We start from the raw sequence: 6,311 nt of genomic DNA on the forward strand, positions 1-6,311 counted from the left end.
GAGAATGCCCTGGTAATGCGGCGGCAGCGCGTCTTGGTCCATGCCGGGCCCACGATGCGGGACCAACAGCACAGCCTGGCCCGCGACCTGCGCGGCCGGCGGCGCGGAAGCCTGCGCCTCCTCGTCGAGCTGCCCGGCCATCCGCTGCCACACCCGTTCGGCGACGGCGAGTTCGTCCCGCTCGGCCCGCACCTCTTCCAGCTGCTTGACCAGCTGTTCCTCGACTCCGTCCAACTCCGCGCGGCGCGCTGCGATCCGTTCCGCGATCTCGGATTCCGCCATGCACCTGAGCGTAGGCGGCACCAGTCCGACAGCGTGGCAGAACCGACAGAACCGGCCCAGCAGGAACCGTCAGACGATCAAGACCGAAGACAGTCGCCCACGACCAGCCGGAGCACCACGGAGGGCTCCCACACCACCCCATCTGAACTGCACGTTCGAAGATGGCGGAGGCTCACGGAGGACGTCATCTCGGGCCACATGACCGCCAACCCCGAGACTGTCAGGGAGGCGGCGCTCCGTTACGCTCGCTTGCAAGCCGCAGCCCTCTCCGTGGAGGATTCGGCGGCGCTGATCGCCCGCGTGATGGAGGAACGCTATGGAGACCGGTCCCAGCCTGCGGAACGCACAGTGGCGTAAGTCGAGTTACAGCGGAAACACCGGCGGCGACTGCGTCGAGGTCGCCGACAACTGCCCCACCGGCGCCGTTCCGGTCCGCGACAGCAAGAACCCCTCCGGCCCGATCCTGATCGTCGGCGCCCCCGCCTGGCAGACGTTCGTCGACGGCTTGCGGTAGTCCACAGGCTCGCTCGATTGTCAGTGGTACCCCCTGGGCTCCTCTTCGGTAGCCGCTTGTACGGCAGGAGCGCGTCAGCCAGGGGGTACGTACGATGGGAACGACACCAACATCAGCGGCTCGGGTACGCGCGCCCAAGCCCACGATCGCACCCATCACCTCACTCGCCTCGCGCGTCCTGACGGGCGACATCGTTTTACCCAAGTTCCAGCGGGCGTTCGTCTGGACACCGCAGCAGGTTCTGTACCTGCTCGACTCGGTGTGTCGGAACTACCCCATCGGCAGCCTCCTGATGTGGCGCACCACGGCCAAGCTTGCCAGCGGGCACGAGATCGCGGGCCTGGACACCGTGCCGCAGCACGAAGGTGCCCCGGTGCACTACGTACTGGACGGCCAGCAGCGGCTAGCCAGCCTGGTGGGCGCCCTGCATGGCTCCGGGCCGATATGGGACATCGCGTACGACCTGGAGCGCGAGGAGTTCCTGCATCTGACGGAGGAGGCCCCGGCAGGGCCGCACATCATGCCGGTACGGCATCTGACGTCGGTCAGCGCCATGATGTCGTGGATCAGGCGCGACAATCCCCCGGACGAACTCCAGGAGCGCGCCCAGGCGCTGAGCGACCAGTTCGCGCACTATCAGGTACCGGTCGTGACGCGCGGTAGCGCTTGGCCTCGACCACGGCGATCGGCACGTCAGGGATGTACTCGAGCACATAGTCGGCTGCGAGAGCGGCCCCCCTCTTGTGACGTCGGCGAGTCGGCACCAGCCGGCCGTCGTTGATCCGGTACTGCGGCCGGATCTGCTTCTCGTCCCACCCCGCTGCCCGGAGGGCGGGAAGGACGAACCGCTTGCACGTCTCGTCCTCGTTCAGCTTGTACGCGTCGATCCCCATGAAGACAGCTGTACTTCATGGGTCTGACATACGCGCTCGAACGGCCGGATCCGCGACTGCTCTTCAGCCACGGTGCCAGAGCACTGGCTTGTCACCGCACCACCCCGCCCGCTCAGCTCCCCGCCATCTCCCACACCAGCACCTCGGCCGACGTCACCCCGACCGCTTCGAGGTCCTCGGCGTCCGTGACGCGGGCCGCGTCGCCCGGGGTCAGGTGTTCGTCGGCGAGGCGGATCTCGCCGCGCACCACGTGTACGTAGACGTGCGCGCCGTCCGGGAGGGCCGTCCGCTCGCCCGGTGCCAGGCGGCGTACGTGGAGCATGGCGGTCGCCTCGGGGACGGCGTAGGGGGTGGAGTCGGCGATGCCGCGGACGATGTCGTAGGAAGGGTCGCCGGCCGGGTCCCGGGGGGTCAGCCACATCTGTACGAAGGTGAGCGGCGCGGGGCCGTCGTTGCGTTCGACGTGGCGGACGCCCGCGGCCGCGCTCAGGTGCTGGACGTCGCCGGGGCGGACCACGGTCTCCCGGCCCGTGGAGTCACGGTGCGTCAGTTCGCCCTCGACGACCCACGTCACGATCTCGGTGTGGCTGTGCGGGTGCTCGTCGAACCCGGCGCCGGGGGCGAGGCGTTCCTCGTTGCAGGCGATCAGGGCGCCGAAGCGCAGGTTGCCGGGGTCGTAGTGCGGGCCGAAGGAGAAGGCGTGCCGCGACTCGATGCCGGCCGCCGGATCGCCCCCTGGGTAGCGCTCCGCAGCGCGCCGTACCTGAATCACGCCACCACGGTAGCCCCGCCCGCCCGGCGGACCGACCCGCACCCCGCCAGTACATGCGCCCGTCCCGATAAGGCAGTCTTGTCCCCGTGCCCGAACCCGTAACCGGTAAGAACGAAGCCGCAGTGCCCCCCGTCCACCCGCACTCCGCGACCCTGAAGCGGCTGGAGAAGTCGTCCGGGAGTCTCGCCGCGCAGGCCATCGCGCGGATGGACGAGACGCTGCCGTGGTACCGGGCGATGCCTCCGGAGAACCGTTCCTGGATCGGGCTGGTGGCCCAGGCGGGCATCGCGGCGTTCACCGAGTGGTTCCGGCGCCCCGACGCCCCCCAGGCGATCTCCACCGACGTGTTCGGGACCGCGCCGCGCGAGCTGACGCGGGCCATCACGCTGCGGCAGACCGTGGAGATGGTGCGCACCACCATCGAGGTCATGGAGAGCGCCATCGACGAGGTGGCCGCGCCCGGCGACGAGAGCGTGCTGCGCGAGGCGCTGCTGGTGTACGCGCGGGAGATCGCCTTCGCGACCGCCCAGGTGTACGCCCAGGCCGCCGAGGCACGCGGTGCCTGGGACGCCCGGCTGGAGTCGCTGGTGGTCAACGCCGTGCTGAGCGGGGAGGCCGACGAGGGGGCACTGAGCAGGGCCGCCGCACTGGGGTGGAACTCGCCCGAGCATGTGTGCGTGGTGCTGGGGACCGCCCCGGACGGGGACTCCGAGCTGACGGTGGAGGCCATCCGGCGGGCCGCCCGGCACGCCAAGCTTCAGGTGCTGACGGGGGTGCTGGGCGACCGGCTGGTCGTCATCGCCGGCGGCAGCAACAACCCGCTCGCCGTCGCGAAGTCGCTGATCGGGCCGTACGCGGCCGGGCCCGTGGTGGCCGGGCCGGTGGTGCCCGACCTGCTGGCCGCGACCCGGTCCGCGCAGGCCGCGGCGGCGGGGCTCAAGGCGTGTTCCGCCTGGCAGGACGCGCCGCGCCCGGTGCTGGCGGACGATCTCCTCCCGGAGCGCGCGATCGCCGGTGATCCGAGCGCGCGGGAGCAGCTGGTGGAGGAGATCTACAGACCGCTGGAGGAGGCCGGTTCGGCGCTGCTGGAGACGCTCTCCGTGTATCTGGAACAGGCGAGCAGTCTGGAAGGCGCCGCGCGGATGCTGTTCGTTCACCCCAACACCGTGCGCTACCGGCTCCGACGTGTGACTGATGTCACCGGATGGTCGCCCTCTGACGTACGCTCGGCGTTCACGCTGCGCATCGCCCTGATCCTGGGGCGTCTGGCCGATGGAGATCTCTCCTCCTAGGATTTTGTCAGGGGCCCACAAATCCCCTTGCTGTTCTTCGTCCTTGTCCCCACGGGCGGTCGCGGCCGTCCACAAGAGAGAGTGTGAGAGTGCTCGTACTCGTCGCTCCCGGCCAGGGCGCCCAGACGCCCGGCTTCCTGACTCCTTGGCTCGAACTGCCCGGTGCCGCCGACCGCGTCGCCGCCTGGTCGGACGCCATCGGGCTGGACCTCGCCCACTACGGCACCCAGGCCGACGCGGAGGCGATCCGCGACACGGCCGTGGCCCAGCCACTGCTGGTCGCCGCCGGAATCCTGTCCGCCGCGGCACTGGGTGACATCTCCGACGTCGCGCCGGGCGCGGTCGCGGGCCACAGCGTCGGCGAGATCACCGCCGCCGCCTTCGCGGGCGTCCTCGACGACACCGCCGCGCTGACGCTCGTACGCAGGCGGGGTCTGGCGATGGCCGAGGCCGCCGCCGTCACCGCGACCGGGATGTCGGCGCTGCTCGGCGGCGACCCGGAGGTGTCGGTCGCGCACCTGCAGAAACTGGGCCTGACTCCGGCGAACGTCAACGGGGCCGGCCAGATCGTCGCCGCGGGCACGCTGGAGCAGCTCGCCGCGCTGAACGAGGACAAGCCCGAGGGCGTCCGCAAGATCGTTCCGCTGAAGGTCGCCGGCGCCTTCCACACGCACCACATGGCGCCCGCGGTCGACAGCCTGGCCGAGGCCGCCAAGGAGCTCTCGCCCGCGGACCCGAAGGTCGCCTACGTCTCCAACCGGGACGGGCGGACCGTCAAGTCCGGCTCCGAGGTGCTGGAGCGGCTGGTCGGGCAGGTCGCCAACCCGGTGCGCTGGGACCTGTGCATGGAGACGTTCAAGGAGCTCGGCGTCACGGCGCTGCTGGAGGTGTGCCCCGGCGGCACGCTGACCGGCCTCGCCAAGCGCGCCCTGCCGGGTGTGAAGACGCTGGCCCTGAAGACCCCCGACGACCTCGACGCTGCTCGCGAGCTCATCGCCGAGCACGCCTGACAAGGAGCCCGGAGCATGTCGAAGATCAAGCCGAGCAAGGGCGCCCCGTACGCGCGCATCCTCGGGGTGGGCGGCTACCGTCCGGTCCGGGTCGTGCCGAACGAGGTCATCCTGGAGAAGATCGACTCGTCCGAAGAGTGGATCCGCTCGCGCTCCGGCATCGAGACCCGGCACTGGGCCAACGACGAGGAGACCGTCTCCGCGATGTCCGTGGAGGCGGCCGGCAAGGCGATCGCCGACGCCGGGATCGCCGCCGAGCAGATCGGCGCGGTAGTCGTGTCCACCGTCTCGCACTTCCACCAGACCCCGGCCATCGCCACCGACATCGCCGACAGGCTCGGCACGGACAAGGCCGCCGCGTTCGACATCTCGGCCGGCTGCGCGGGCTTCGGCTACGGCCTCACCCTCGCCAAGGGCATGATCGTCGAGGGCTCGGCGGAGTACGTGCTGGTCATCGGCGTGGAGCGGCTGTCCGACCTGACCGACCTGGAGGACCGCGCCACGGCCTTCCTGTTCGGTGACGGCGCGGGCGCGGTCGTCGTGGGCCCCTCCGAGGAACCGCACATCGGTCCGACGGTGTGGGGTTCCGAGGGCGACAAGGCCGACACGATCAAGCAGACCGTGTCCTGGGACCGTTTCCGGGTCGGCGACGTGTCCCAGCTGCCCCTCGACAGCGAGGGCAACGTCAAGTTCCCTGCGATCACGCAGGAGGGCCAGGCGGTGTTCCGCTGGGCCGTGTTCGAGATGGCGAAGGTCGCCCAGCAGGCGCTGGAAGCGGCCGGGATCACCGCGGACGACCTGGACGTCTTCATTCCCCACCAGGCCAACGAGCGGATCATCGACTCGATGGTGAAGACGCTGAAACTGCCGGCGCACGTCACGGTCGCCCGCGACGTGCGCACCACCGGCAACACCTCGGCCGCCTCGATTCCGCTCGCGATGGAGCGGCTTCTGGCGACCGGTGAGGCGAAGAGCGGCGACACCGCGCTCGTCATCGGCTTCGGGGCGGGTCTCGTCTACGCCGCGACTGTCGTTACCCTCCCCTAGGCACTCCGTGCCGGATCACCTCCGATCCGGCACGGGACCAGCAACACCTGCCGCTGACGCGGCGGACGCCAACCCTCTGAATCACTACGAAGGAGCGCCTGACATGGCCGCCACTCAGGAAGAGATCGTCGCCGGTCTCGCCGACATCGTCAACGAGATCGCCGGCATCCCGGTCGAGGACGTCCAGCTGGACAAGTCCTTCACCGACGACCTGGACGTCGACTCGCTGTCCATGGTCGAGGTCGTCGTCGCCGCCGAGGAGCGCTTCGACGTCAAGATCCCCGACGAGGACGTGAAGAACCTCAAGACGGTCGGCGACGCGACCGAATACATCCTCAAGCACCAGGGCTGAACGATCCGCCAGGGCCTGTAGTCCGGATCGGGGGGGGGGGGGGGGGGGGGGGGCGCCCCCCCCCCCCCCGCGGGGGGGGGGGGGGGGGCGGGGGGGGGGGGGGGGGCGGCGCCCCCCCCCCCCCGGGGGGGGGGGCCCGGCCCCGGGTG

The 6,311-nt window shown here is 70.6% G+C and carries 6 protein-coding genes and 4 pseudogenes; 7 read left to right on the top strand and 3 right to left on the bottom strand.

Annotated features, from left to right (window positions below; translation table 11 throughout):
• Positions 1–282, bottom strand: a pseudogene (locus tag ACH4ZX_RS11830) (hypothetical protein); the annotation flags it as partial.
• A 174-nt stretch (positions 283–456) separates the two neighbouring features.
• Between ACH4ZX_RS11830 and ACH4ZX_RS11835 the strand changes: the two are divergent.
• From ACH4ZX_RS11835 to ACH4ZX_RS11845, 3 genes and pseudogenes are all read left to right on the top strand, one after another.
• Positions 457–639 (top strand): annotated as a pseudogene (locus ACH4ZX_RS11835) (XRE family transcriptional regulator); the annotation flags it as partial.
• Positions 599–796, top strand: coding sequence for a DUF397 domain-containing protein (locus tag ACH4ZX_RS11840; RefSeq protein WP_398271218.1), 198 nt, complete (start codon positions 599–601; stop codon positions 794–796). The pseudogene ACH4ZX_RS11835 and the gene ACH4ZX_RS11840, both read left to right, overlap by 41 nt.
• A 94-nt stretch (positions 797–890) precedes the next feature.
• Positions 891–1,253, top strand: a pseudogene (locus ACH4ZX_RS11845) (DUF262 domain-containing protein); the annotation flags it as partial.
• 193 nt (positions 1,254–1,446) lie between these two features.
• Here the strand turns inward: ACH4ZX_RS11845 and ACH4ZX_RS11850 are convergent.
• A pseudogene (locus ACH4ZX_RS11850) lies at positions 1,447–1,689 on the bottom strand (hypothetical protein); the annotation flags it as partial.
• A gap of 112 nt (positions 1,690–1,801) precedes the next feature.
• Positions 1,802–2,458 carry a pirin family protein gene (locus tag ACH4ZX_RS11855; RefSeq protein WP_398271593.1) on the bottom strand — a complete coding sequence of 219 codons (657 nt, stop codon included), beginning with the start codon at positions 2,456–2,458 and terminating at the stop codon, positions 1,802–1,804.
• 89 nt (positions 2,459–2,547) lie between these two features.
• On the opposite strand from ACH4ZX_RS11855, the gene fasR reads away from it, so the two are divergent.
• The 4 genes from fasR (at position 2,548) to ACH4ZX_RS11875 (ending at position 6,162) form a co-directional block, all read left to right on the top strand.
• Complete coding sequence (gene fasR / locus ACH4ZX_RS11860; protein WP_398271220.1) at positions 2,548–3,753, top strand: fatty acid biosynthesis transcriptional regulator FasR; 1,206 nt, start codon at positions 2,548–2,550, stop codon at positions 3,751–3,753.
• An 89-nt stretch (positions 3,754–3,842) separates the two neighbouring features.
• Entirely contained in the window at positions 3,843–4,763 is a 921-nt protein-coding gene (locus ACH4ZX_RS11865) for an ACP S-malonyltransferase (protein ID WP_398271222.1), read from the top strand.
• Between the two features lie 15 nt (positions 4,764–4,778).
• Positions 4,779–5,810, top strand: coding sequence for a ketoacyl-ACP synthase III (locus ACH4ZX_RS11870; RefSeq protein ID WP_398271224.1), 1,032 nt, complete (start codon positions 4,779–4,781; stop codon positions 5,808–5,810).
• Between the two features lie 103 nt (positions 5,811–5,913).
• Positions 5,914–6,162: an acyl carrier protein gene (locus ACH4ZX_RS11875; RefSeq protein ID WP_030040115.1), complete on the top strand. Its 249-nt coding sequence runs from the start codon at positions 5,914–5,916 to the stop codon at positions 6,160–6,162.
• Positions 6,163–6,311: the final 149 nt, after the last annotated feature.

The sequence above is a fragment of the Streptomyces sp. NPDC020490 genome, assembly GCF_044335305.1.
Taxonomy (GTDB): domain Bacteria; phylum Actinomycetota; class Actinomycetes; order Streptomycetales; family Streptomycetaceae; genus Streptomyces.